General features: G+C 32.3%; 20 protein-coding genes. All 20 read right to left on the bottom strand.

The annotated features are described in order from the left end of the window. Positions 1-216: 216 nt before the first annotated feature. Positions 217-1,809: a ClC family H(+)/Cl(-) exchange transporter gene (locus FVE72_RS01150; RefSeq protein ID WP_036055983.1), complete on the bottom strand. Its 1,593-nt coding sequence runs from the start codon at positions 1,807-1,809 to the stop codon at positions 217-219. Positions 1,810-1,823: 14 nt separating this feature from the next. Further along, positions 1,824-2,972: an N-acetylglucosamine-6-phosphate deacetylase gene (gene nagA / locus FVE72_RS01145; RefSeq protein WP_006806514.1), complete on the bottom strand. Its 1,149-nt coding sequence runs from the start codon at positions 2,970-2,972 to the stop codon at positions 1,824-1,826. Positions 2,973-3,008: 36 nt separating this feature from the next. Beyond that, the gene (nagB, locus tag FVE72_RS01140) at positions 3,009-3,842 is read right to left on the bottom strand and encodes a glucosamine-6-phosphate deaminase (protein WP_026736928.1); all 834 of its coding nucleotides are present in this window, start codon (positions 3,840-3,842) and stop codon (positions 3,009-3,011) included. 138 nt (positions 3,843-3,980) lie between these two features. After that, entirely contained in the window at positions 3,981-5,417 is a 1,437-nt protein-coding gene (nagE, locus tag FVE72_RS01135) for an N-acetylglucosamine-specific PTS transporter subunit IIBC (protein WP_026736927.1), read from the bottom strand. Between the two features lie 431 nt (positions 5,418-5,848). Beyond that, positions 5,849-6,598, bottom strand: a complete 750-nt coding sequence (locus tag FVE72_RS01130) for a YebC/PmpR family DNA-binding transcriptional regulator (protein WP_006806488.1) — start codon at positions 6,596-6,598, stop codon at positions 5,849-5,851. Between the two features lie 55 nt (positions 6,599-6,653). After that, the gene (gene ruvA, locus FVE72_RS01125; protein WP_026736926.1) at positions 6,654-7,295 is read right to left on the bottom strand and encodes a Holliday junction branch migration protein RuvA; all 642 of its coding nucleotides are present in this window, start codon (positions 7,293-7,295) and stop codon (positions 6,654-6,656) included. 16 nt (positions 7,296-7,311) lie between these two features. Further along, positions 7,312-8,097, bottom strand: coding sequence for a glutamate racemase (murI, locus tag FVE72_RS01120; RefSeq protein ID WP_026736925.1), 786 nt, complete (start codon positions 8,095-8,097; stop codon positions 7,312-7,314). Between the two features lie 41 nt (positions 8,098-8,138). Further along, a complete protein-coding gene (locus FVE72_RS01115) occupies positions 8,139-9,209 on the bottom strand; it encodes a D-alanyl-D-alanine carboxypeptidase family protein (RefSeq protein ID WP_026736924.1) in 1,071 nt (356 codons plus the stop codon). A 488-nt stretch (positions 9,210-9,697) separates the two neighbouring features. Then, positions 9,698-10,879 carry a M23 family metallopeptidase gene (locus FVE72_RS01110; RefSeq protein ID WP_051411711.1) on the bottom strand — a complete coding sequence of 394 codons (1,182 nt, stop codon included), beginning with the start codon at positions 10,877-10,879 and terminating at the stop codon, positions 9,698-9,700. A 5-nt stretch (positions 10,880-10,884) separates the two neighbouring features. Continuing rightward, a complete protein-coding gene (locus FVE72_RS01105) occupies positions 10,885-12,075 on the bottom strand; it encodes an efflux RND transporter periplasmic adaptor subunit (protein WP_026736923.1) in 1,191 nt (396 codons plus the stop codon). Positions 12,076-12,079: 4 nt separating this feature from the next. Next, positions 12,080-14,695 (bottom strand): acetate and sugar kinases/Hsc70/actin family protein, encoded by a 2,616-nt coding sequence (locus FVE72_RS01100; protein ID WP_026736922.1) that lies wholly within the window; start codon positions 14,693-14,695, stop codon positions 12,080-12,082. 27 nt (positions 14,696-14,722) lie between these two features. Continuing rightward, positions 14,723-15,559: a protein kinase domain-containing protein gene (locus tag FVE72_RS01095; RefSeq protein ID WP_026736921.1), complete on the bottom strand. Its 837-nt coding sequence runs from the start codon at positions 15,557-15,559 to the stop codon at positions 14,723-14,725. Between the two features lie 11 nt (positions 15,560-15,570). Continuing rightward, positions 15,571-16,779: a hypothetical protein gene (locus tag FVE72_RS01090; RefSeq protein ID WP_026736920.1), complete on the bottom strand. Its 1,209-nt coding sequence runs from the start codon at positions 16,777-16,779 to the stop codon at positions 15,571-15,573. Between the two features lie 189 nt (positions 16,780-16,968). Next, positions 16,969-19,278, bottom strand: coding sequence for a PP2C family protein-serine/threonine phosphatase (locus tag FVE72_RS01085; protein ID WP_026736919.1), 2,310 nt, complete (start codon positions 19,276-19,278; stop codon positions 16,969-16,971). A gap of 15 nt (positions 19,279-19,293) precedes the next feature. Further along, positions 19,294-20,145: a PP2C family protein-serine/threonine phosphatase gene (locus FVE72_RS01080; RefSeq protein ID WP_026736918.1), complete on the bottom strand. Its 852-nt coding sequence runs from the start codon at positions 20,143-20,145 to the stop codon at positions 19,294-19,296. Continuing rightward, positions 20,142-20,681: an FHA domain-containing protein gene (locus tag FVE72_RS01075; protein WP_006806857.1), complete on the bottom strand. Its 540-nt coding sequence runs from the start codon at positions 20,679-20,681 to the stop codon at positions 20,142-20,144. The genes FVE72_RS01080 and FVE72_RS01075 overlap by 4 nt, the downstream gene beginning before the upstream one ends. A 67-nt stretch (positions 20,682-20,748) precedes the next feature. Then, positions 20,749-21,573, bottom strand: a complete 825-nt coding sequence (locus FVE72_RS01070; RefSeq protein WP_026736917.1) for an FHA domain-containing protein — start codon at positions 21,571-21,573, stop codon at positions 20,749-20,751. Between the two features lie 20 nt (positions 21,574-21,593). Continuing rightward, positions 21,594-22,046 carry a DnaJ domain-containing protein gene (locus FVE72_RS01065; protein ID WP_026736916.1) on the bottom strand — a complete coding sequence of 151 codons (453 nt, stop codon included), beginning with the start codon at positions 22,044-22,046 and terminating at the stop codon, positions 21,594-21,596. Between the two features lie 118 nt (positions 22,047-22,164). After that, entirely contained in the window at positions 22,165-22,602 is a 438-nt protein-coding gene (locus FVE72_RS01060; RefSeq protein ID WP_006806858.1) for a hypothetical protein, read from the bottom strand. A 47-nt stretch (positions 22,603-22,649) separates the two neighbouring features. Beyond that, positions 22,650-24,815: a hypothetical protein gene (locus FVE72_RS01055; protein WP_026736915.1), complete on the bottom strand. Its 2,166-nt coding sequence runs from the start codon at positions 24,813-24,815 to the stop codon at positions 22,650-22,652. Positions 24,816-25,266: the final 451 nt, after the last annotated feature.

Raw genomic sequence — 25,266 nt, 5'->3', positions numbered from 1 at the left:
TTTCATATGTATAATTCTTCGGAAATTTAGGATTTTAATTTTCTTAGTTTTAAGGATTATATAGAAAAAATCCCGTATTTTCATTATTAATGAATCACAGGATTTTTTAAATTATATATAAACCGTTATTTTACCTGAATTTCTCTTTGTTTTCAAAATGAAAAAACAAAACTAATACACAAAGTCAAGCAATAGTTACATTTTTCAAAAATTATTTTATAAAATCTTTATCCCCTTATCTTTCAAATCATAAGCATACTTCTGAGCAGTTTTGTAATCCGTTACAATTACAAGCTGATTTCCGCTTCTTACAACGGTCTCTCCGTCAGGAATATATTCTTTCCCGTTAGCTCTGACACTCACAATCAAAAGCTTTTTCGGCAAATTGAGATCTTTTATTTTTTTATTTTCCAATTCGGAGTCGGCTCCTACATGTATCAGCAAAGTAACAATTTTGTTTTCTTTTCCCGGACTGTGGCTGCCCTTTTTTTCAGTTTCACTTTTAGCAAACATATTTTCAAACAGCACTTCATAAATCGGCTCCATTTTCATCATTTCAGTCAAAATATAAGTAATTGTTGCAGTTATCGTAAGCAAAAACAGACAAGAAAAATTTCCCGTCATTTCAAGTATAAGTATAATCCCTGTTATAGGTGCTTTTACTACTGCCGTAAAGTAAGCTGCCATTCCCAAAAGCATAAAATGAACTATAAATTCATTTGAAGCAGAAAAATAATTAACTAAAATCACTCCGTACACTTTTCCGACTAATGCTCCGATTACGAGCATCGGCAAAAATATCCCGCCCGGAAAGCCTGTGCTGTAACTGAGCATACTGTAAAAAAACTTCAAAATCAGAATAACGAACAATATTTTCAGAGGAACATCGGCTTGAAACATATTTTCTATCAAATCGTGTCCGCCGCCTGTTACTTCTCTAAAAAATACCGCTGTCAAATAAGCAATTATCATAAAACATGATATTTTTAAATATTTATTCAGCTTTACTCCCTTGTACTTTTTCTGGAAATAAACAAGAAAATATCCGAAAGCTTTTCCCGATACTGCCATAATAACACAAAAAATTACAGTCGTTACAATAGCAAATAGAGGAGAAGTACCGTCAGGTAAAACAAAATTATGCTGAAAAGTAATTCCGGTTTTCAAAATCGTTCTTGATACATAATTGGCAGCACCGCTTGCTACAAGTACACAAATAAGCAGTAACGGAGAGAAAAACTTATGCAGTTCTTCCAGTGCAAATATTGCTCCTGCAAGAGGAGCATTAAATGCAGCTGATAATCCTGCACTTGCTCCGCATGTAACCAGATATTTTTCTTCTACACTTGTTCTCTTGGATAGTTTATTTATCCCGTCACCTATTAATGCACCCAAATGAATGGAAGGACCTTCTCTTCCCAAAGACATCCCTGTTCCGATTGCCAAAACTCCTCCGACAAATTTACATATCAATTCGGGAAACCAGTTAAATCCGACTTTCTTTTGCAGCAAACCATTTACCTGAGGTATTCCGCTCCCGCTTATCATAGGATATTTTGAAAGCATAAACTGTACAGCAATTCCTATGAGAATAAAAATCGACATTCCGATAATCACTCTTCCCAAAGACATATCTTTAAAAAAATCGTGTCTGAAATATGCTATTTTATCCAGTAGTAATCTGTAAGAAGCAACAACTCCTCCTGTAACAATTCCCGTTAAAAAACAGAAAAATATTAAAACCGTACTTTTTCTTCTTGATTTTAAAGAATTAATATCATGTAATTCACGTAATATACCCTTTGCCATAACTTCCTCTTTTATTAATATTTTGTAAGATTTCCTTTTGCCACTGTTCCTTTGACTTTATAATTATCATCAAAATAAGTCAAATCGGCTATATATCCTTCTTTTATATATCCGTATCTGTCATTTACGGATATGGCTTTTGCAGGATAAGAAGTAGCCATTCTCAGTGCTTCTTCCTGAGAAACATGCACATGCTGCACAAGATTTTTAACTCCGTCTATCATAACAAGAGCCGATCCTCCCAATGTTCCTAAAGGAGAATAACATCTTCCGTTTTCATACAACACTCTGTTTCCTTCAAACATAAATTCTGTCATATTGTCAGTTCCCGCAGGACTTACGGCATCAGTCACAAGATAAAGTCTTTCTTTCAATATTTTCTTTGCGATTTCCGCCGAAGGATATTCCATGTGGAACCCGTCTATTATTATTCCGCAGTTTGTAGTATCATTATTAAATAAGAACCCTATAACTCCCGGATTTCTTGATTCTAAAGGACTCATCGCATTGTACAGATGTGTTGCACAGTTAAAATATTCTTTCTTTTCCATACATTCTTCGTAAGTAGCATTTGTGTGCCCTACAGCTATATTTAAACCTGCATTTTTCAAAGTTTTCAAATGTTCAACTTTAGCTTTTTCAGGAGCAATAGTTATTATTTTTGTTACTTCAGGTCCTGCATCTGCTATTTTCTGTATCATTTCATCGGATAAAATTCTTATATATTCAGGTCTGTGAATACCTTTTTTCTCCACACTTATATAAGGACCTTCTATATGAAGTCCCAAAACTCCTATTTCTTCTTTATCCTGCATTTCTTTTATCAAATCTAATGCTTTTTCTATTTTTTCATCGGGAGATGTTATCAGTGTAGGCAAAAATGAAGTACATCCGAATCTTTTATTAGTCTCATTCATTATTTCCAATGCTTTTCTTGAAATATCGTCATTAAAAAGAACTCCTCCGCATCCGTTTATCTGCAAATCAAGGAATCCCGGCGATAAGATCATTCCGTTTATGTCTACCACTTCATGATTTTTCAATTCTTCTTCAGACAATTCCGATGTATTTGCTACTTTTTTTATCTTTTTGTCTTCAATAACTACAGCATCTTTATCTGTAAATTTTTCTCCGTCAAAAATTTTGGCATTTTTAATAATCATAATATTACCTTCCTTCAGTTATATTTTGTATTGAAACTATTTTTTTAATTTTATTATTTCCTCTTTGTATTTTTCCAAATCAAGATTATGAGCTTCTATTTCTTTAAAATATCTGTAAGTTTTTACTTTTATATCCGAAGCTGCCGACTCGTCAATGACAAGAATTGCTCTTCTGTGTAACTGCAATGCCGACACTGTCCACAAATGATTTATTCCGCCTTCTATTCCATGATATACGGCTCTTGCTTTTTTATATCCGTCAGCAAGTATCATAAGTTCTTCGGAATCCATTAACGTTCCCACACCCACTGTCAACGCAAGTTTAGGAACTTTATTTACATCATTATCAAAAAATCTCGAATTTACCAGAATAGTATCATAAGTCAGCTCTTTATCCCTCGTTCTCGAAGCGAGAGATGATCCCGGCTCATTAAAAGCGATATGTCCGTCTTCTCCTATACCTCCTAAAAACAGTTTTATTCCTCCGACACTTTTTATTTTGTCTTCATATCTTTGACATTCTTTCGTCAAATCCTCTGCCAGTCCGTCAAGTATATTAACATTTTCAGGTTTTATATCAATATGCTTGAATAAATTTTCGTGCATAAAATAATGATAACTTTGCTCATGTTCAGGAGAAAGTCCTACATACTCATCCATATTGAAAGTTATAACATTTTCAAAGGAAATAATCCCTTCTTTATACAAATTTATAAGTTCCTTATATGTTCCTAAAGGAGTCGATCCTGTGGGCAAACCTAAAACAAAAGGCTTCTCTGCTGTAGGATTAAACTTCAATATTTTTTTTGCTATTTGATAAGCACTCCATTTTCCTATTTCCTGCTTATCTTTCAAAATTATTACTCTCATTCTGCTTCCCTCCTAAAATCTTAAATGAGGGCTGTTGCTGCCCTCATACTCCTGCCACTACAGTTTAGCTATTACACTGGCTATGGCAATACAGGAGATTTGTTTTTTTATTTCCTTATTGTTTTCCATTTCCCGACATTAAAATTTTTTCATTTCTTCCGCAACAAATTCTACCAAAGGTCCTATAACTACCTGAGCACTTGTTTTGGAAGGTTTTATTATTCCTGCCGATACCTGTTTTATTTTTTTATCGTCTATTGCCGATGTATCCTTTACTTCAAGTCTTAATCTTGTTGCACAGTTGTCAATAGATACAACATTTTCTTTTCCGCCTAATGCTTCATATATAATTTTTGCAACTTCGGCATGATTATTATTCGATGATCTTATTTCCATTTCCTGTTTATTATCATCTTCTTCTCTTCCAGGTGTCATAAGATTAAATTTAACTATCAATATTCTGAATAACAAGTAATAAATTACTGCAAACACCAATCCCTGTACTAACAGCATCAAAGAATTATTTGCCATAGGCATTCCCGAAGTAAGTGTAAAGTCAATAAGTCCCGCACTGAATCCGAATCCTGCAGTCCAATGGAAAAGTGCCGATATAAATAAACTTATTCCTGTCAAAACGGCATGTACAAAATATAGTACAGGTGCTACAAACATAAATGCAAATTCAAGAGGCTCTGTTACTCCTGTAACAAACGAAGTAACTCCCGCAGCAAGCATTAATGAAGCTACCTGTTTTTTCTTTTCAGGCTTTGCTGTTTGATACATTGCAAATGCTGCTGCCGGCAATCCGAACATCATAATAGGGAAGAATCCCGCCTGGTACATTCCCGTTATACCTTTTGTTCCCGTTCCTCCAAGAAAGTTTTTTATATCGCTTATACCTGCTATATCAAACCAGAAAACGGCATTTAAAGCATGGTGCAATCCTAACGGTATTAACAGTCTGTTAAAGAATCCGAATATCCCCGCTCCTACAGCTCCCAATTTCAGGAATGTTTCTCCGAATGTTAATAATGCTCCGAATATTACAGGCCATACAAAGAACAATACCGGTGATAATGCAAGCATTGCTGTGGCAGTTAATATAGGCACAAGTCTTCTTCCGCTGAAAAAGGCAAACGCCATAGGCAATTCAGTTTTATGAAACCTGTTATATATTTCTCCGGCTATTATTCCTACTAATATTCCGATAAAAGCATTTCCGTTATTCATTTTTGCAAAAGCTAAAGGTACATTATTGGGGTCTACTTTTGTTAAAACTGCTACTGAATCTTTTGATAATAAAGTAGTTATAACCAAAAATCCTACCAATCCTGCTAAAGCCGATGAACCGTCTTTTTCTTTAGTCATTCCTATTGCTATTCCCACTGCAAATAAAATACCCATATTATCCAGTATAGAGGCTCCCGACTTAATCAAAAAAGCTGCTATAGAACTGTTAGCTCCCCAACCTACAGGATCAAGTCTGTATCCTATCCCTAATAAAATCGCTGCTGCCGGTAAAACTGCCACCGGTAACATCAAAGATTTACCGATTTTTTGCAAATACTTCATCATTTCAAACCAACTCCTTTTCTTTTCATCCATACTCCTGTAGAATATAAACACTATTATACTTAATATATATCACTTCATGTTATTCATGTCAATATTTAAAATCTTTTTTTTTAATATATTTTTTTAACTTTACTTTCAATCAAATGACTAAAATACAATATTATAAATCGAAAATCAAGAAAAACTTTTTTAACCAAAAATAATTTTTAAATTTTTTTTCATTTTAGAAATTTTATTTGATTTTATCTTTTTCAATATCAGAATTTTATTTCTCTCTCAACATTCAAATTTTACAACGTAAAAAATGTGCTAGTGAGCGTTTATGAAAACATCTTTTTTGTTTTCATAGCAAACGGACATTTTTAAGTATGCAAAATTTGAGTTGAGTTATTTTTTGCTGCTTTTTTTAGTAAAAAGCAGATGATTTCCGCTTACTCTATCCGACTCAAAACTTCATCACTTATATTAAAGTTGGCATATATTTCCTGAACGTCTTCATTATCTTCCAAATCGTCGTATAACTTCAATATTTTAGTTGCAGTTTCCGTATCTGTAATATCTATCTCATTTTGAGGATACATCGTTATTTCAGCTTCTTCCGTCTTTAGACCCTCTTTTTCCAACGTTTCTTTTACTGTTTCAAAATCATTAGGATCGGTTATTACAACAAGAGAATTTTCTTTGTCTGCTACATCTTCAGCTCCCGCCTCGAGTGCGATTTCCATCAGTTTTTCTTCATCAACTTTTCCTTTTTCAAATTCAAAAATCCCTTTTCTGTCAAACATAAATGCAACAGAACCTGTTTCTCCCAAGTTTCCGTCATTTCTCGAAAAATTCATTCTTACTGTCGATGCCGATCTGTTTTTATTATCGGTAACTACATCCACTAAAAAAGCAATTCCACCGGGTCCGTAGCCTTCATATCTTATTTCAATATAATCTACTCCTTCAAGTTCCCCTGTTCCTTTTTTTATTGCTCTTTCAATAGTATCCTTAGGCATATTCGCCGCTTTGGCTTTATCTATGGCAAGTCTTAATCTCGGATTAAAGTCCACATTCCCTCCGCCGATTCTTGCCGCAATCATCAATTCTTTTCCTAATCTTGTAAAAGCCTTTCCTCTCTGTTTATCCTGTCTTCCTTTTCTATGTTGGATATTTGCCCATTTACTGTGCCCTGCCACAAACTTACCTCCATAATTTTATTTGTATCAATATTTCCGAAACTTATATTCGGTATTATTTTTTATTTTGAATTTTTTGCAATATAGATTTAATAGCTTCTCCTATATCATTTATTTGTGAAAACTCTTCATCTTTTATCCATTTGGAAACATCGGCATTCAAATATCCCAATGATTCCAATGCCAGTTTTATATCTTCTTTCATTAACAGTATTTTCGTATTTGACGTATCCGAAACTATCGGATTTCCTTTGGAAATTTCGCCGTTTTCGTTATATGTTTCTATTATGTTCAGCTTTTTAACTTTATCTTTCAGATCCAGTATTATTTTCTGAGCTTTTTTATCTCCCAGTCCCGGAACTTTCGTGAACAATTTTGAATTACTCTCAATAACAATATTTATAACATCTTTTACATTATACGTAGACAAAATGGCAAGTCCCAACTTAGGTCCTACACCGCTTGTGCTTATTAAAGCCTTAAAAAGTTCTCTTTCGTTTTCCGTCTTAAATCCGTAAAAAGAAATATCGTCCTCTTTAACATGGGTATGGACATAAAGTTTTTCATCCTGTCCTGTTTCTCCCAACGCTTCAAATGTTTTTAACGATATGAATATTTTATACGCAAGTCCGTTAATATCCAAAGCCACATAATCAATTTTCTTTACTGTCAGCTCTCCGAATATATACTCAAACATATCTTTCCCCCTTTGATTACAATTTTATAAGTTCAACATAATCAATGTTTTCGTCTAAAAACATTGTTCCTATTTCTTTAAATTTTTCCTGTCCGTCAGTGACGTAATACCTCACTTCTTTGCCTTTTTCTCCGTCATTTTTCATTAAATTATTATCCGTCAGAATTTTTTTGAGATCCTCTGCTGTTTCTTTGGCAGGATCTACAATTTCGATATTCGGATAAAGATTTTTTATCGTTTCCTTTAAAAGCGGATAATGAGTACATCCTAAAATAAGAGAATCTATTTTCTCCTTAAATTCTTCAAGATACATTTTCACTACCAAATCGACTATTTCTCCTTTTGTTATTCCCTCTTCAATAACAGGTACAAATAACGGACACGATTTTGAGTAAACTTCTATTGCACTGTTTTTATTTTTTATTTCAGTTTCATATTTTTTCGAGTTGATAGTGGCTTTAGTTCCGATAACTCCTATTCTATTATTTTTTGTAGTATAAAGAGCCGTTTTTACTCCGGCATCTACCACTCCTATAATCGGCACTCTGAAAGTTTCTTTTAATTCCTCCAAAGCCAAAGAAGTCGCAGTATTACATGCGACTACAATAGCATCTACATTCTGTTCAAGCAGAAATTCCGTAATCTGCTTAGAGTATCTCACTATCAGTTCTTTAGTTTTTTCACCGTAAGGAACTCTCGCCGTATCTCCTAAATAGTGTATTTTCTCATTCGGCAAAACTTTTCTTATCTCTTTTAAAACCGTAAGCCCGCCGACTCCCGAATCAAAAATTCCGATGGACATTGATTTCTCCTTTTTTTCTATTATTCAGACTGTTTATATAATTATTTCATTATTAATGCCCCTGTATATTCATTTTTCCCGTCAGTTCCTATAAATGTGCCTACCACCTGTCCTACATCTTTTCTCGAAACATTGTCTTTTAATGCCACTTTATAAGTGAGTTTCGGTTTTTCGAAGCCGTTTTTACTTTTAACTGTTACATCTTCGGAAGGATACAGTCCGTATCTGTCTTTCCCTATTTTCGCATAAGCAACAGCAGTATCTTTATCTATTATTTTAAAAGACTTCGACCCGTTTATAAAATAGTCATTTATTTCTTTTTCTCCGATAGCATCTCTGTTTTTTGCTTTCGTAGAACCTAAAATAACAAGTATCATTCTTTCGCCGTTTCTTTTCGCTGTCAATATTATATTCGAACCCGCAGCATTATGATATCCTGTCTTTAACCCGTCCACTCCCGGAACTTTTCCCAAAAGATGATTTGTCGCTGTTAATTTTATATTTCCGTGATCGATAAAATCTACAGATTCCTTGGCTATATTCATATATTCCTTATAAGTAACGGCTTTCATCGCCATTTTATACAAATCTCTGGCATTTCCCTGATCCATACACGATCCTGTATAACTTGGCGGAAGTCCGTGAGGCGAACAGAATCTCAAAGAATCCCAGCCTGACTGTCTTGCCTTATTATTCATCGAATTTACAAATTCGTAAACATTCCCTTTTGATACGTATTCTGCAAGAGCATATGCCGCATTATTTGACGATCTTATAGCTGTTGCTTTCAGCAAATCTCTTACTGTATATTCATTTCCCGCTACTAATTTTATCCCGTAAGGAACTGAGGCTGCAGCTTCTGAAACTACAACTCTGTCGTTCAGAGAAATTTCTCCGCTATGGACTTTATCAAGTGTCAGCATTATCGTCATAACTTTCGTTACCGAAGCCAAAGGTCTTACTGCATAAGAATTTTCTTCTCTCACAATATTTCCGTTTGTGTCCCCTATTAAGATTGCTTTATAATCAAAATAGTTTTCTCCTTCTGCAAAAGCAAATGAAGATATTACAAAAATTGTCAAAACAATAAATATTTTTCTTAAATTTTTCATCTTTTCTCTTTTTCACTTTCTATAATTTTTTGATTTTTTGAAGCATCACCAACACCGTAATTTCTTTACTTTTTGCAGTCCGAAAATCTGAATGACTTTATTTTAAAGCATTTTTCGTTAAGGCATTTCATTTTCTTTTCAAACTAAAAGCAAAGATACAGAAAAGTGCTTTCTAATATTACGATAGTATAATACTCTTGACCAATAGAAAAAGTGAAAACTTTTTTCTTCATAAACTCCTTTTAAGAATCGGGTATCTTCAGCCCGATTCTTTTTTCGTTCATAAAGACTTATAGAGTATATCATTTTTCTCAATTTTTATCTACTTTTATAACAATTAATTTTTCTTAATTTTTGTCTTCATTTTTCAAATACTTAACAGTTTATTCTCTCATTTTTTCAATATATTTCTATAAATTTGATTTACATAATCAGCAAATATTTTTTCAGCAAAAAATCGGGATTAATTTTTAACCCCGGACTTTTAACTAACGATACTTAAATTTCATAGGGTCTACGGGGATATCTTCTATTAATACTTCATAATGTAAATGAGGCCCTGTTGCCATACCTGTACTTCCCACTTCTCCTATTTTATCTCCTTCCTGTACTGTTTGCCCTGTTCTTACTTCTATTTTACTCAAATGTGCATATCTCACTTTCAGTCCGTCATTTCTTCTTACTTCTATCATATTACCGTAATTTCCTTTTGCTCCCGCATATGTTACAACTCCTTTAACTCCCGAATTCACTGCAGCTCCTTTTACCGAAGCTATATCCACTCCCCTGTGAAATCTGTTTTCTTTCAATACAGGATGCATTCTGTTCCCGAATTCACTTGTAATCTTCGTAGAAACCACAGGCCAGTACAGTTCATAACTTTCTATTTTGGATAAGTCCAGCTTTCTTATATCTTCTTTTGTTATTTTTATTTCTTCTTCCCCTTCAAAATTACTTTGATTACTTTCATTATCAGTTATAACTTTTACTTCGATATTTTCAAAATTATCCTCACTGCTGTAGTTATTTTTTATTCTGTTACTTTTAGTCCTGTTATTTGATATATCGGAAATTATCGTTTCTTTGTTTATTAAATCACTTTTATTATGTCCTTTATTTAATTCGACCGATAAATCAACAAGACTGCTTATTTCTTCCATTCCCTTTTCAACAATAAGACTGTCATTTATCACAGGATTTTTTATAACAAGATACTTTTTATTACTAAGATTTTCCTGTATTATATCGGAATTTATATTTATAATTGACTCTTTGGAAACTTGAAATTTTGAAGCAATCACGCTTAATGTATCTCCATCCTTTATTTTATAAAAAATCACAGGCTCTTTATACACAATTATACGTGTTCCCGGTTTTAACAAACAGCTTTTTGCAGTCACAGGATTATTATATTGCAAAACTTTGACATCTTTTTTCAGTTTCAATGCCAAATCCGTAACTGATATTTCTTCACTTACAATATAGCTTTCATATTCAAATTCTCCTGTATTCCCTTCTGAATTGGGTACTTTTAATATTTCTCCCGATATATTTTCAACTTTTTCATTCTCGTTATAGTCTGTCCGGTATATTTCATAAATTATAACCAAAAATATTACAGGAACTATTATGTATACCGAAATTTTGAAAAAATTTATTTTTTTCTTCATTTTCTTTACTTCTTATTTTCTCCTCTTTTAAGTCTTATTATTTCTATCTCGTTCTTTTCAATTTCTTTCTGTTTTTTCTCGTTTTCTTTTTCCAGTTTTGACAGCTCTTCTTCCTTTTTCTTTTTCTCGGTTATCAAATCCCGTCTTTTCACTATTATATTATTTCTTATTTTATCATCGGGATTTGCTACTATTTCAAGCCCTTCTTTAATACCCGTTCCGTATATTTCTATTCTTTTTCCGTTATTTATCCCTATCTGTACTTCTTTTTCCGTAACTTTATTGTCTTTGTTTATCAGATAAATAATATATTTTTCTCCATTTTTGCTACTTTTTTTCTTAACAACTGCATTTAAAGGAACTGTTATCGCATTTTCCTTTTTCTGATAAATCAGCCTTATTTTCAATATTTGATTTAACGTAACGTCTGCAAAAGAAGAAGTCAGAAATTCCAGCACTTTCAAATCAGGAATACCCGAGTCACTTATTTTATAAAGTATTCCTTCAAATTTCGTTTCAGTATTATTAATTGCCTTTATTTCAGCTTTATTTCCTAAATTCACATATTGGAGCTTATTTGCAGGAAAAGGCTCACTCACTATTTTTATATCATGTGTCTTTGCCAATATTACAACAGGCGTCAGAGAGTCTGTCGTTCCCCCTTTAACAGCATTCAATTTTACTATATAACCGTCTATCGGACTCATTACTACTCTCTGAACAAGGGCATTTTCTTTACCTGTCGTTGCCAATTCTCCTTCGAGTGATTTTATTTCTCCCATTAATTTCTGTATCTGATTTGTTACATCAGCTCCTAATTTATACTGCTCCTGTAAATATCTTAACTGTGAAGTTTTTACAGCCAGTTCCTGTTTTTGATTATATAATTTTGCTTCAAGGTCTTTTGACTTATAATCACTGAATTTTATAATTATATCTCCCTTTTTTACACGATCCCCCTCTTTAAAATACACATCATCAATCCCGAGTTGAATATCAAGTCCGATAGGAAGAAGGTCTTTTGCTTCCACTTCTCCTTTCATATCCAAAAAAAGTTCCAATGTTTCTATTTTTGTATTTTCGATTATATATTTGTTATTTATCTTCGGAGTACACATTCCCAACATTAAAAGAACCAAAAATACAAATAGAGGAGGTAAAATCCATATTATATTGTCTTTTTTATTTATTCTCATCTTCCTAATGCTCTCCATCAAAATACGATATTTCATTTAAGTTATCTTCATAAGGGAAATACTCTCTTTTTCCCAAATATAGCTGATCTCCGCTTCTTTGCACAGGAAATACGAAAAATCCCCAATTATTCATGTCCGTATACACAAAGAATCTTACTGTATCATTTTGTATCGTATCAGTATCGTCCTGTGTTATTACTCCGTTAAATTTCGGTATCAGTTCTTCCGCATCTTCTTCCGTGTACTCTATTTCATTCTTATAAACCATTTCCTTTTTAAGTTCTCCTTCGGCATTATGCAGATATATTTTAAGTTCCATCGCAGATATCGCCTTATCTATATAGCCCATCAATATACTCGCCTTTCTTGATGTCTGCAACACTCTTTCCTTTTCTCCGTTATATTTTTCTACCCAAACCGAATAAGGAACCAACGGCACTTCATTTTCTATATCCACTTCCATATGTCCGAATCTCTTGTAATCAAGATACTTTATCGACCCGTCAAGACAGTTAAGTTTTAACTCGTAATCATCTCTATGGCTTAATTCCTTGTATTCTATCATTTTCCCGGGAACAAACTCTTTCAATACTTCCTGAAACGTATTTATTTTTGTCGATTGTCCACTCAGCTTAATTAAAGAGTACTCAAACAGCAATCCCTCATTGTAATATGTATTAAGGAACTTTCTCAGCATTGCATATATATCGGCTTTTACTATTTTCTCCACTTCTTTTATTGTAAATACCTGATTAGGGTATTCATTTATTGTTTTAAATATCCCGTTTTCCGTTATGTGCATTACCCACGCTTTTAACTGCGTTATATGCAAATCATTTCTTTTTTCATATGTTCTCAGTATATCAAACTTTGTTCTTAATCTGCTGTCTCTGTTAAAAAACTCCTTTTTCATACTTTCTGCTGCTTCCCACAACATATAGAAATTATTTTTTATCTTTCTGTATTCATCACTCATCTTATTTTCAAACTTTGCAAATTTTGTAGGTATTATTTTTTCGGATTTATTATACTCTTCATCTATTTTCTCAAATATTTTTTCTATCCCGTGTTCGTCTATCACCTTGTAAATCATATCATTGTCATATTCTATAAGGTCATCTATAGTTATCACTCCTTCTCCTGAATACTTTGCAGCAAGAACTATTTTCAAATACTGCATTATTCTATACGTAAGATTATTTCCTCCGAAATTTTCATCTCCGTTTTCAAAACTTGTCTTTACATCAAGATGATATGCCACTCTTCCGTTTTTTATTGTATATTTACATGCTGCAAGGTCTGTCGTTCCTCCTCCGCAGTCTATTACCAATGCACTGTATTCTTCCCCTTCTTTGTACTTTCCTTTTCTTATCTGATTTTCTATTGTATTATAAAGGACCGCAATAGCTTCATCCATTGCATTTTTTCTTATTATTTCATATTCATAAATTTTTTCCCCGTTTTTCTCCGTTGTAAATATTTCCTGAAACATATCCAAAAACTGTTCTTTCAGCCTTACAGGACTTGATGCGTGTATTCTTTTAAATTTACACTTAAATACATATTCCGCTCTGTTTACAACATATTTCAAATATGCTTTTATTATTTCTCTTCTTTTTATGTACAGTATATTTCCCAATTCATCTACTATTTTTTCTTCTTCATCATGGTCATGTACCCATCTTTTAAGCCCGTAAAATAAAGAACCGTTTACTATATAGTCATTCATTTCGAGCTTTTTGATCACATCATATCCGAACGAATACTTTATATCGTCAGGATTACTGCAATTATCCACATATGCAAGAGTCGGAAATATCTCCCTGTAATGTCTTTCTCCGTCATTAAATTTTACATAGTTTATTTCATTTAACGTTATATTTCCGTTCAATATATCATTTGTAGGCAAATCTCTCACATAATGTCTGTCAAGATAAGCCCCCAAAGCTGTATTTGTAGTCCCGAAATCTATACACAAAGTCGCATTGGTTTCTTCCAAATCTCTCACTTCAAAATTTTCTATATCCACTTTGTAGTAATCAAGTTTATACGGATATGTCGGAAATGAATTGCCGTCTTTTACATTATAAAATTTGTATATAAATTCAAGTTCCGGATTTTTGAAAAATATTAAAGAAAATTTATTGTTTTTCAAGTCTTCCACTCTCAAAAATTCCTGTCTGCTCACTAAATAATAGGCATCTCTTGAGTTCAAATCTTTTTCGAGCTGCAGTATCCCGCATAAATAGTTATTTGCATTCACTAAAAACACATTGGCATTTCCTATATAGTCGGGTATTATTATTTTATAGTTGTCTTCTCTTGTCAAATTCAAATCTTTATACAGTATTATTTTGTGAGGAATTTTTATTCTGTTTTCATGGTGTATTCTTGTGCTCAGTTTTTCATCAAACAAAGCCTGTACATAAGCAATCCCGTCTTTCTTATATTTATTTATACAATAATCGGGTCTTGCTCCTCTGTACTTTAAAAGTAAATTTATCAGTTCTTCCCTTGTCGGTGTGGAAGTATATAATTCCACAAGTCTTTCTTCCACTGCTATCTGATACATTTCATAATATGATTTTCTTCTTAATTCTTCTTCATAAAACAATCTCATATTTTTTATCCTCCGATTTATTTATTTTTATTCTGTTAAGTTCAATTTTTTAAATTCTTCTTTCATTTTCTGCATATTTTCATATCTTGCTTTCATTTCCTGCTCTAACCCTTTTTCTATGAATACTCTCGCATTTTCGCTTACAGTATCTTCATAAAGAAGTTCGGGATAGTAAAATCTTTTTACAGAATCCATAGGCTTCTGTTTATTCAGCATAAAATAAAGTAATGCGGAAAGGCTGTAAATATCAGTTCTTTCATCATTTTTACTTTTTACCGAATACATTTCCATAGGCGAATAGCCGTTTGTCAGCTTTACATATTTTCCATTTTCTTCTTCTTTTGTTATTGCAGAACCGAAATCTATTATTTTTACATTTCTATTTTTATCGATTATTATATTTGAAGGCTTTATATCTCTGTGAATAACGTCTTTACTGTGAATTTCTTCTATTACTTCCATTATTTCTTCAAATATTTTTATTATTTCTATTTCAGTCAAATCTTCTTCTAAAATATATTCTTTCAGCGTTTTCCCTTCACAATATTCCAATATTAGGTAAACTGTTCCTTTTTCTTCAAAAAAGTCCTCCAGTCCCACTATTCCTTTATGGATAAATTTTTCCAATATTTCGGCTTCTTTTCTAAAACTGTTTACCACCATTCCAAACTGTGTTTTGTATTTATTTGTAAAAACTCCGTATTCATTATCTCTTATAACCAATTGAGCAGGAAAACATTCTTTTACAACATATTTCTTTTTTCTGTATGTCGCAAGATATATATTGGAAAAATCACTTTCCGCTATATATTCGGCTATTGAATATTTTTTCTTCAACTTATATTTTAGAGGCAGTTCATTCATTATTTTTCCTTTCAGTTTTTATTCTTTTTATTTCCGTTGCTGTCTCTTCCGAGAGCTTTCCAGTTCCTTTGAATCTCACGATCCAAATCCGATTGTCTCTTGTTTTTGCTGTTTTCTCTTCTTTTCGTTTTTACTGTTTTCTTTTTCTTTACATTATCGTCAGCAACTGTTACTTCAGTCTTTTCAACGACTTCTTCTTCAACAACTACAGGCTCGGGTGCTTTAGGCGGCTCAACCGCAGGAACTGTAATCTTAATATTATTAACGCTGTTAATAAGGTTTTGTTCTTCTTTTTCGGCCGTTTCCTTTTTCTTTTGAAGTTCGTCTATTTTTTCTTTTGTTTTCTTATTCTGAGGACTTATCTTTTTATAATAAAGTATTGCCGCGTCTATTTCATTTACAGACTCCTTGTATCTTTTGTTTTTAAATTTTTCTTCCGATAAAGCTATATGCTCTTTTGCTTTTTTCACATACCCGTTATTTTGTACTGTTTTTCCTATAGCAATAAATAAAAACAGTAAAACGAGCATTATCAATAAATATTTTAAAGGATTTGTCCTTTTTTCTTCGGTTTTAATTACAGTTTCAATTTTCTCTTCTTCCAAATCTTCTACAAAAACAGATAAAAAAGGAATAGACATTTTTCTTAACTTTTCATTTTTTTCTATTTTTTCACTTAACAGTTTTTCCAATTCCTTTTTACTGCCCGAACTTATTAACATGTCGGAAACTTCAGTATCGTTTATCGACTCCCAAAACAGAGGACTTCCCACTAAAATATAGTCATTTTTTTCAAGTATAATGTTCTTTATTTTATCTCCCGAAACTTCTTCAAAAACTTCATTATTTCTGAACATCTTAAATTTTGTTTTGCCTATATTTCCGACAATTATTTCATTTTTTTCGGCTATTACCGCCAGTATGGAAAATCCTTTATTATATTCTTTTCCTTTGGAAATTTTACTTTCAACAATCCTTTTATTAGCCACGTTAAGGAAAGTGTTCATATTTTCCATAGAAAAATCCGAGTTTTCCAAATACTTTTCTACAACAGCTTCTACTCCTGCTTTTGCAAAATTTTCCTCAGTTTCACTGTCTACAACCGTTACCCAAAGCCCCTTCCCATCGCTTGGAATGTATGCCGAATAAGTATTCTTTTCAGCCATTCCCGCATACTCTTTAAAAAAGAATGTCTTGTACTTATTTTTTCCGATTTTCAATTTTAAGGTCCTCCTTTTTTATTTAAAATTAACAATTGCTTATCAGTATACGACAAGATTTATTTTAAATCTCACGATTATATAACAAGTCATAAAAAGTATAATTGTAAATTTTTTAAAATAATTCTACCGATTTTGTTTGTTGATTTTCCATCAATTTCATCTCCCTACTTTTTTAAATTTACTTTCCTATTTCCAAAATTCCCACCATTTCTTATTAGCTTTTTTTGTAGCGTTTTTCAGTTTCTTCTCTACTCTTTTCTTATCTTCCGTGCTCACATCCGAAAGCTCCATATTGTCTTTTGACATCTGATATTTCTTTTCAGCTTCTTTCCATTTTTTGTTTTTACTTTCGGTATCTCCCTGCTCTTCATACAAATATCCTTCGCTTTTTACTATCTTTTTCCCTAAATAATCTATCTTGTTCGTCTGATCATTAAAGTTTCCTGCTGCTTTTAAATTTTCAAATATTTTCTTTGCTTCACTGTACTTTTGTATACTTTCCGTATATCTTTTCAGGCTGAACATCTGATCTCCCTGTATCTCAAGGTTGGTCGCATTTTCTATATCCTTTGCTATCTTCTCCAGTCTTTCTTTTTCAGCTATTATTTCATTTTCTTTTGCCTGTATCTCTAATTTTGATTGCTCTTCCTGATTTGCCAGCTGCGTTTTTGTATCACTTTCAAACTTTATAAATTCCTGTGCCTGTTTTATGTAATTATCCACATTACTTGCATTATTCGTATCCTGTAACCCTTGATATATAGCTTTTGCTTTAGTCAGTAAAGCTATTGCTTCAGAAGGATTATTTGCCGTTATCTGGTCCAATCCCTCTTTTACCATATTACTTGCTGTCTGCAAATTGGCTATCTGTCTTGAATTAAGTTCCTGTATCTTGTTATCTATTTCCTGCGTCTTTGCACTGTCTCCCAACACCTGATACATTTGTCTTGCCTGATAATACGCTTCCCTTGACATATTAGAGTCCGTAGGTGCCAATATATCTCCTCTGTTCTCTGTTAACATTGCTCCACTGTATGCTGTCTTTTCCTTATCGTTTATTTCCGATATTTTTCTTTCCATACTTGATACATAATCAGGTCTTCCGTTTACCAAATATATATCCGAAGCTGTCTTGTAACTTTCTTTTGCCAAATTATAGTTTCCTGCTGTATATGCACTGTCCCCTGCCAGTTCCATTGACTGTGCTTCTTTCAGTTTTGATGACGAATCTATTCTCGTATTCAATGTTACAAGTATTTCTTCTGTATTCAGTTCATCTTTTTTGTATGTATTCTGTTCAAGATTATACTTCGCCTGCTGATATTTTCTCGAGGCTTCGTCATATCTTCCTCCGTTAAAAAATTCATTCCCTTCACTTATATCTTGAAATGCCTGTTTTAATTTTTCCGTCTGTTCTATCTTTTTCCTTACTCCGTCTATTCTTTTATCAGCGTCCGCCCTTCTATTTTTGGCATTAACGAAAAATCCTATTATTCCTCTGCTCTTAGGCTTCAATTTCTCATATTCTCCTATGGACAGTTTCAATTCTTCCATGGAATTATTAAAATCCTTTTTTATAAGATCCTCATCAGCCATCTGCTCATATGTTGTCGCCTTTTTTATAATATCGTTTCTCTTTTTTATATTCCAAAATGTCAGCATTAAAATAAGAAGCAGAATTACCAAAGATATTAACGCTACTTTTATCCAAAATTTCTTTTTGTCTTTTTCTACCGGCTCCGGTGCTGCCACTCCTTCTATGCTCACCGCTGCAAATGTATAATTTTCCACTTCGTCACGCAATGTCGCTATTATTTTTCTTTCCAATGATCTTAGCCATTTTGATTTGTCGTCGTATCTCGAAAGTTCTACTTCCATTTCTCTTTCATCTATATTTTCCCAAAATCCCATAGTTGTAAGACAAAGCACGTCTTTTTCTTGTAACTGCACAGGATGTTTTATGACATTGGGCTTTATCTTTCCGAAATCTCCTATTGCCTGCAGCAGATCGTTTCTCTGTCTGTGATATTTCATATCCCTTGTATTCAATGCCCCTTCTTCTACAAGTAACTGAGCTATACTGTCATCACTGCTCTGATACATGACATAGCCGCCTCTCAAATGATAAAGACGGGTATTTCCTACATTCCCGTACAATATCGAATTATAGTTGCTTATTACTATTAAAAGTGACGTATGCATTAAAGAATAACGCTCGGTTTCTTCCTGTTTTTCTTTCACTTTAAGATTTGCATACTCCATCATTTCCTTTATTACTTCAGGATTAAATCTCGGTCTTAGCATAAAATATTCTATCGCCGATTCTACCGCAAGTTTTGACGCTATAGCTGCTCCGTCTTCTTCATCATATCCGTCCGCTATCGCCCAAACAGCATAATTATCTAACTGAACATATCCGAAATAATCATTATTCTTCGGTTTTGTCCCGGGTTCACTCACAAATTTTGTCGTAAATTTTGCCTCTTCTCTTCTCATCAGTTTCTCCTCATATTACAAAATCACATCATTTTTCTGCAAATATTTATTATCCGTCTTTATTAAAATAATACTTGCATTATCCTGATTCAGTCTTCTTCTCTCTTTTAATGTATTCATTATCAATTCGGTAATTTCTTTACCTGTCTTATTTATATTTTCTTCTATGATCCTCTTTATTGTTCCCGTTTCCATGTATTTATCCACTCCGTCACTGCACATAAGTATAATTACGGGAAACTTTTTACTTCCTGTTTTTTCATCTGTTTCAAGTTTCATAGAATTTATTTCCGTTACATTTATTCCTTCTTCGCCAAAATCTTCATATCCTACATAATTTGTCAGATACGAGCCTCTATTTTGAGATTTATTAATCTTTCTTATATATTCTTTCGTCACTATGTAGGCGGAACTGTCTCCTACCGAAAATATTCTCATTTTATTTAATATTATTTCACACACAAGAAAAGTAGTCCCTATTCTGTTTTTCAAATCCAGACTTTCCGAAAAATTTAACAGTTCTCCGTTTATTTTTTTTATTATTTCGGGAATCTTCAAATCTCCTCTTGAATACAAATCCAAAAATCTATTTACGGAAAACTGGCTTGCCAGTTGACCTTCAGAATAGCCTCCCATTCCATCAGCTATTATGAGTATATGCTCTTCATCTGAAGGTGAAAATACGGCGTAACTGTCTTCCTGTAATTTTCTCTTTCCTATCCATTTCATTCCGGTTATGTCTATTTTCGATTTCTGTTTCTTTTCAGGCTTACCTTTCTTCCTGATTTTACCGAATAATATTAAAAACAGTAATATCGAAATTAAAACTGTATACATAAAAATCCCGTATTTTAATATATTTATCATTCTTTATCAGAAACCTTTTCTTTATTCCAATCAAAATTTTCTCCGCACAGATTTACAAACACAAATTTGCTTTCTCCTATTTCTATCATGTCATAAGCTCTCAATTCTCTCGTGTCGTACAAAGCCTCGTTATTTACATAAACCAGTCCGTTTGACTGTCCGGGAGAAAGCATAAATACTCTCTGTTTCGGGTTATAACTTATGGAACAGTGATTTTTTCTCGAGATAGTCGAATCTCCTTTTATCTGAATATCCATATCATCTCCACGTCCGATAAAGTTTCTTTCGCTCACTATTCTGAAGTCCTGTCCTTTATCGGGGCCTTCTATACAAGTTATCCAACCTACTGCAGGATCCACTTTTGTATCTTTAGACCAGTATGCAGTCGTTTTATCATCGTCATTCATTTCCTCAACCAGATTTATTTTATCTTCTTTAATCTCTACTTCCAAACCTTCCGATTTACAATAAGGGCAAGTCGCTCCGTATCTTGACGCATCATACATATGTCCGTTCTTACATCTTTCCAATTTCATAATTCTTTTCCTCCTGTTTTTATTATACTTTTTATATTTTTAAACTTTATTTTCCAAAAAATCTGTTTCATTTCAATAACAATTTACTTGTAGCCAAATAAATTATATCTCCCGACTCTACTTTGACAGGCGTATTTTTTCTGATTTTTATCTTTCTTTTGTCCGAACTCTTTTCTATTCCGCTTCCGTTTTGCGATCCCAAGTCTTCATAATACCAGACTCCGTTCACTTTATTTAATATTCCGTGAGCCCTGCTTACAAGATTTGAATATATTCCTTCACTCACATCTATATCCACTCTGTTTCTCGGTGTTCTTTTTCCTATGAGAAGCGAAGTCGCTCTTCCCACTTTCCATACTTTAATATCGTAATCTTCAGAATTTTTCAATATTATATTTTCTATCTGATTTTTTTCTACCTGTTCTATTTCTTTTACTTTATCCAAAAATACATTATGTTCTCTTTCTCTTTCATTTTTGATTTCTTTTATTTCTTCTTCGACTTCCACTCTTTCCTTAAATCTTTCCACTACAAGAAGGTACAGCGTCAACCCTATAAAAATAAATATTGCTATATACAGACTTTTTGTCGAATATCCTGAAAAATGAATATATACAAATGTTAAAACCAGTATTATCATTATCACCGTATTTCTTACATTGAAAAAGTTGTACTGTCTTTCTCCTTTTGCTTCCATTTGTCTTTTCTCGTATTTTTTTATCCCTTTATCTACAGACATGGACACTGTTTTTTCTTCTGTTTTACCGTTTTTACTCTTACTCTCGGCATTTCTTCTCATGCTTTCCAGTCTGTATAAACTTCCTCTTCCGATCGAAGTCGGTCTGAACATACTTCTCATTCTGCTTAAAAAACTTCTTATTCTCCAAAACATTTTCTTTTTCCTTTCTTTAATTATTTATTTTTTTTAGGTCTGAAAAAATTTTCAAAACTTTTTTCCATATTTTTTTTATAAGCCTTCATCTTTTCTTTATCCGAATTTTTCATTTCATCTACATTAAACGTTTTTTCAAACATATTTTTTATATCCTTCGGATTTGCCGAAAAATTTCTGTAAAAAGCTTCTGCTCCTTTTTTCGCATCTCCCCCTCCTCCCGCTCCCGTTTTCTTCTTTTCGGAATTTTGCTTTTCTTCTCCTGTTTTCAATATTTTTTTATCATATTCTTTTCTTTTTTCTTTATCTCCGAGAACTTCATATGCTTCACTTACTTTTTTAAACATTTCTTCGGCTTTTTTATCATCAGGATTTCTGTCGGGATGATATTTCATGGCCAGTTTTCTGTATTTAGACTTTATTTCATTCTCATCCGCCTCTATTGAAATGCCTAATATTTCATAATAATTCATTTTTTCTCCCACACATAAGATTTATTTTTACTATCAACTACTGATAAGTATGTTTTTCATTTCTCTTATTTTTAGAAAAAAGGAGACAGATTTTCGTGTAATCTGCCTCCCTGTTTTCTTATGCTTCTTGAGATGCGTATCCACCTTCAATCGCAACTTCTTTTACTTTTTCTTTCTTCTGTTTTATTTTCAGCGTAAACGTTCCTGTTCCCGCCTGATCTCCGAATGTTTCTATATAGTCCACTACAAATACATTGTTCATGTCTATTTTTCTTACCATCTGTCCTGCCGATATTACTTCCAATGTTGCATGTCTATACGCATCACTCGATTCTGCAGGAATCAAAGACCATTGTGCAAGTTTTCTTGTATCGTCTGCAGCTTCTCCGTTTGTTGCCGCCAATATTTTCCCTTTTATTTCCAATATTACTCCTAAATCCGTTGCTCTTGCATTACTGTCATCAGGTGTTTCCGAAATATATTTTACATCCAATATACTTTCTTTTTCCAATAAAATTTCTTCACCCTGTCCTTTTACATTTAATCTGAATCCCATACTTACCTCCTAAATTTTTATTTATAATTTTTTTACAAATCATATTATTAATTCTTGTTTATTTCAACCTGCAAGTTCTTTACATTTCCTGAGAACACTATATTTAACTGACATACATTACTGTCTTCATCTATAACATGCGACAAGTCGTCTCCTTTTTGCATTATTCCGTTTACAAACTTCTCGTCTTTTATCCATACCGATTTCTGGCTTTCGGGATTTGTACTGAAGAAAAAGTTCAGTTTATCTTCTTTAAAGTCTGTCGTTACAAATCTTAATGTTCTTTCTATAAATGTTGTCGTCAAAGTCTTATACAAAGGCTCATAATTACCGTCTACATTTTTTGCAAGTGTTCTGGCTTTATACACCACTATATTTTTTATCTTTTCTTTTTTCAAATGAGCACTGTCAGATGAAAATATAAAGCCGTAACTGAACTGATTTATTTTATCTTTTATCGTATTAGTAAATCCTGATATTTCTTTTGACATTGTCGTTTTTGCTTTATATGAATTATCTTCGGCTTCTATATCAAATCTTACTCCCGGATACACAGGCGATACATTATTAAATCTGTCTTTCAAATAATTCGGACATTGGTATGCCGCTACTATTCCTGCAGCAACATAAGAAGCATCTATATATACTCCTTCTATCCAGAATTTCAGTAAATCTTCTTTTTCTTTGGATAATGCCACTCCTGTTTCATCTTTATACTTCATCTTAAAGTCAAGTACAACTCCCGACTTATCTTTCGGTATTATTGTAAAGTTCGGAATTGCAGGAACTAAATACTCGGAATACTTCTGATCTTCCAACATTCTTGTTTTTTCTATATATTTGTCCACTCCTGTTGTCGCAAGATTATCAAACGATGTTTCATATGTTCCCTCAAAATTGAAAAATACCTGTACTTTATATTCCGACAGTACACTCATAAGATTTGTAAGTGACTCTATTGTATTCTTTTCAGATTTTTCCTCATTTTTAGTCCCTTTAAATCTTTCTCTTACTTTCTTTTCTCCTTTTTTTATATCCAAGTCAACATTAGGATATATTCCGAACCATATTGCATTGTCAAAATCATTTTTAGCATTTACAGTATTGAAAAACGACTGGAGTCTTTCCTTATTTCCGGCTTTCACTATCATTTCAGCCTTTATATTCGTTACAAGTAATGTAGGTTTCATCAAAGATACTTTAGCATTATACTGTTCAAAGAACATTTTTACACCTAACAGTTTTTCTATTAAAGGTTTTGCTATCTTCACAAAATCTTCCTGTGCCGCTTTATAAAACTCAAGATAATTATTATAATTTTCCACTTCCTGTGAAGGTTCTATTGCAACTACTCCTTTTGCCAAAGGTACAAATGTTCTTACTACCAAATCACTTATATACTGATTAGGCTCTTCGGCTACATCATTATAGTCTTCTCTGAAAGCTTCCACCAAAGCGGTACTGTTTTTTTCCTCAATAAGAGCAAGGTCTTTCGTTTCTTCCTGTTTATATTCGATTACTTCAAGCTCTCCTTTATCTCCCACCTGTAACATTCCAAGTTTTATCTTTTCGGATTTCAAGCTGTTTTCATCATGTCCTAAAAGCAGTCTTGTTTTTATATCTTCTATTGCTAAAGGCAACATTCCCAGTACATTACTGTAATTTTGAGATGCTTCCTCAAATTTTGCATTTAATCTGTCCCCGTATTCAAGTTTCTTAGGATTTCCTTCATCAAGTTCTTCGTATTTATTATATATGTATGCGATTTCTTTTCTTGTCTGTTTTATATCTTCTATTACTTTTTTAGGTGAAATGAGCTCAAGGATATTTTCAAATTTGAAATCCACGTTTCTGTTTCCTTGTGATTTTCTTGCTTCAATAAGAGTATTCAACATTTTAAAAAAAGTATTTCCGTTATCGATTTTTATTTCGGTTATCAATTCTTCCGGAATGCCTTCAGGTTTCTTTAAAATATATTTAATACTTTGAGTTTCCGCATTGTAATAACTGTAAACTTTAGGTTCAAATTTTGTCAAAAATTCATCAAAGCTGCTGACCAAAAGGTGTTTATTGATTTCAATTATTCTTTCATCATCCAATGAATCCAAATCTTTAGAATCATCAATTAACGTTATTAAATCCATTTTTTCAGGATTTATTTCTTCAAATAGAATCGTTCTATTCGTTTGATTGATAAAATTTTTATTTGCCATATATTATTAAAGTTTAAAATAATAAATTATATAAACTTTCTCCTTTCATATATAATATTTAAAATTTGATTACTTTTGAATAGAACTGAATTTCTAAATTTGAATTTTTTATTCTTATAGTTTTATTATATTATAATTTTACTTTTACTTTTCACTGTTGCCAATAGTTTTTTATTTTATTAATTGTATATATTATTTATCATTTTAAATTATTAGAAATTCGTCTATTTTTATAAATATTCTCTAAAAATATAACACTTAATCTATAATTATATTTTTTAATCTATTTTTATAACAAATCTATTTTACTTTAAACTTTTCTTTTTGTCAATACTTTTTTTACAAAAAAATAATTTTTATTTAATTTTTTCGAAACAAAAAAGAAACTGTATCAAATAATATCACTTATTTTTCAACAGTTTCTCTCACATCCGTTCAAATATTTACTCAT

The sequence above is a fragment of the Pseudoleptotrichia goodfellowii genome (assembly GCF_007990505.1).
GTDB classification, from domain to species: domain Bacteria; phylum Fusobacteriota; class Fusobacteriia; order Fusobacteriales; family Leptotrichiaceae; genus Pseudoleptotrichia; species Pseudoleptotrichia goodfellowii.
The sequence above is the reverse complement of the archived record's forward strand: the minus strand, read 5'-3'. Positions and strand labels throughout refer to the sequence as shown.

Excerpts from the sequence above, each read along its gene's own strand:
- FVE72_RS01095 (WP_026736921.1), bottom strand. The coding sequence starts at position 15,559 with ATGAATGAACTGCCTCTAAAATATAAGTTGAAGAAAAAATATTCAATA.
- FVE72_RS01100 (WP_026736922.1), bottom strand. The coding sequence starts at position 14,695 with ATGAGATTGTTTTATGAAGAAGAATTAAGAAGAAAATCATATTATGAA.
- nagA (WP_006806514.1), bottom strand. The coding sequence starts at position 2,972 with ATGATTATTAAAAATGCCAAAATTTTTGACGGAGAAAAATTTACAGAT.
- FVE72_RS01115 (WP_026736924.1), bottom strand. The coding sequence starts at position 9,209 with ATGAAAAATTTAAGAAAAATATTTATTGTTTTGACAATTTTTGTAATA.
- FVE72_RS01065 (WP_026736916.1), bottom strand. The coding sequence starts at position 22,046 with ATGAATTATTATGAAATATTAGGCATTTCAATAGAGGCGGATGAGAAT.
- FVE72_RS01075 (WP_006806857.1), bottom strand. The coding sequence starts at position 20,681 with ATGAAATTGGAAAGATGTAAGAACGGACATATGTATGATGCGTCAAGA.
- FVE72_RS01070 (WP_026736917.1), bottom strand. The coding sequence starts at position 21,573 with ATGTTTTGGAGAATAAGAAGTTTTTTAAGCAGAATGAGAAGTATGTTC.
- FVE72_RS01110 (WP_051411711.1), bottom strand. The coding sequence starts at position 10,879 with ATGAAGAAAAAAATAAATTTTTTCAAAATTTCGGTATACATAATAGTT.
- murI (WP_026736925.1), bottom strand. The coding sequence starts at position 8,097 with ATGTCCATCGGAATTTTTGATTCGGGAGTCGGCGGGCTTACGGTTTTA.
- FVE72_RS01150 (WP_036055983.1), bottom strand. The coding sequence starts at position 1,809 with ATGGCAAAGGGTATATTACGTGAATTACATGATATTAATTCTTTAAAA.
- FVE72_RS01085 (WP_026736919.1), bottom strand. The coding sequence starts at position 19,278 with ATGAGAAGAGAAGAGGCAAAATTTACGACAAAATTTGTGAGTGAACCC.
- ruvA (WP_026736926.1), bottom strand. The coding sequence starts at position 7,295 with ATGTTTGAGTATATATTCGGAGAGCTGACAGTAAAGAAAATTGATTAT.
- nagE (WP_026736927.1), bottom strand. The coding sequence starts at position 5,417 with ATGATGAAGTATTTGCAAAAAATCGGTAAATCTTTGATGTTACCGGTG.
- nagB (WP_026736928.1), bottom strand. The coding sequence starts at position 3,842 with ATGAGAGTAATAATTTTGAAAGATAAGCAGGAAATAGGAAAATGGAGT.
- FVE72_RS01055 (WP_026736915.1), bottom strand. The coding sequence starts at position 24,815 with ATGGCAAATAAAAATTTTATCAATCAAACGAATAGAACGATTCTATTT.
- FVE72_RS01105 (WP_026736923.1), bottom strand. The coding sequence starts at position 12,075 with ATGAGAATAAATAAAAAAGACAATATAATATGGATTTTACCTCCTCTA.
- FVE72_RS01080 (WP_026736918.1), bottom strand. The coding sequence starts at position 20,145 with ATGATAAATATATTAAAATACGGGATTTTTATGTATACAGTTTTAATT.
- FVE72_RS01060 (WP_006806858.1), bottom strand. The coding sequence starts at position 22,602 with ATGGGATTCAGATTAAATGTAAAAGGACAGGGTGAAGAAATTTTATTG.